Origin of the sequence: Halomonas sp. 707D4, from assembly GCF_024158685.1 — a bacterium.
Lineage (GTDB): Bacteria > Pseudomonadota > Gammaproteobacteria > Pseudomonadales > Halomonadaceae > Vreelandella.
The window spans coordinates 1-1469 of the sequence record NZ_JAMZBD010000631.1 but is presented as its reverse complement, the minus strand read 5'-3'; the positions used below and the strand labels follow the sequence as shown (position 1 = coordinate 1469).

Below are 1469 nucleotides of genomic sequence, written 5' to 3'. Positions count from 1 at the left end.
GGCGGGCCCCCGGCGGCCAGGCCGCCGGGGAGCCAACGTGCAAGTGGCGCGCGAGCGCCGAGGGGATCACTCGCTCGGCGCGTCGCCGTTGTCGGCGGCAGCGGCGCGCTGGCCGGCCGCCTTGACGAGCTTCTCGAGCTCACCGCTCTGGTGCATTTCCATCACGATGTCGCAGCCGCCGACCAGTTCACCTTCGACCCACAGCTGGGGGAAGGTCGGCCAGTTGGCCACCTTGGGCAGCTCGCTGCGAATGTCCGGGTTGTCCAGCACGTTGACGAAGGCGAAGCGCTCGCCGCAGCTCATCAGTGCCTGAACGGTCTGGGCCGAGAAGCCGCACTGAGGCAGCTGGGGCGTTCCTTTCATGTAGATCAGGATGGGGTTTTCACTGATCTGGCGCTGGATGTTCTCAACCGTGGTGCTCATGTCGTGCTCCTTAAATCGATGGCGGACCGGGGGTAGTCTAGACCACGCGTCGAGCGCAGCGACGTCCGCCGCAATTTCGTCGCGATCACCGAATACCGCTCGGCGTCGTCGGGTGGGCCTATTCTACGCATGCCGATGGCGTTGCGCATCCCCTGCGCCGTCGCTAGGATGGTGTATTTAAGAGGAGAGACATTGCCATGGCGACCCGCCATTTCCTGACCCTGCTGGATCTGAGCCCGGACGAGCTCACCTACCTGATCCAGCGCGCCATCACCATCAAGACCGATCTCAAGGCGAACGGCCCGGTCTACACGCCGTTCACCAACCGCACGCTGGCGATGATCTTCGAGAAATCCTCCACCCGCACCCGCGTCTCCTTCGAGACCGGCATGACCCAGTTCGGCGGCCACGCCCTGTTCCTCTCGCCCCGTGACAGCCAGCTCGGCCGCGGCGAGCCGATCGAGGACACCGCCCGGGTACTCTCCGAAATGGTCGACGCGGTGATGATCCGCACCTTTTCTCACGCGGGCCTCGAGACCTTCGCCGGCGCAAGCTCCGTGCCGGTGATCAACGCGCTGAGCGACGACTATCACCCCTGTCAGCTGCTTGCCGACGTGATGACCTGGGTGGAGCACCGCGGAAGCGTCAAGGGCCGCACGGCGGTATGGGTGGGCGATGGCAACAACATGTGCCACTCCTGGATCAACGCCGCGCGCCAGTTCGATTTCAAGCTTCACGTCTGCTGCCCCGAGGGCTACGAGCCGCGTGCCGACATCCTCGAGGCCGCCGGTGACCACGTCACGCTGTTCCACGACCCTGTCGAGGCGACCCGCGGGGTCGATCTGATCACTACCGACGTCTGGGCCTCCATGGGCCAGGAGGAAGAGCAGGCCAAGCGCGAAGCAGACTTCGCGGGCTTCCAGGTGACCGAGGCGATGCTCGACGCCGCCAAGGACGACGTATTGTTCCTGCACTGCCTGCCCGCCCATCGCGGCGAGGAGATCAGCGAGACGCTGCTCGACGACCCGCGCGCGGTAGTATGGCAG

2 protein-coding genes are annotated in these 1469 nt (G+C 65.6%); one reads left to right on the top strand and one right to left on the bottom strand.

Annotation, left to right across the window (positions count from 1 at the left end; genetic code table 11):
- Positions 1-66: 66 nt before the first annotated feature.
- Positions 67-423: a Grx4 family monothiol glutaredoxin gene (gene grxD / locus BIS11_RS17400; protein WP_227389240.1), complete on the bottom strand. Its 357-nt coding sequence runs from the start codon at positions 421-423 to the stop codon at positions 67-69.
- 197 nt (positions 424-620) lie between these two features.
- Here grxD and argF point away from each other — a divergent pair.
- Positions 621-1469, top strand: an 849-nt coding sequence (gene argF, locus BIS11_RS17395; protein WP_253586700.1) for an ornithine carbamoyltransferase, incomplete at its 3' end; no start/stop codon positions are given.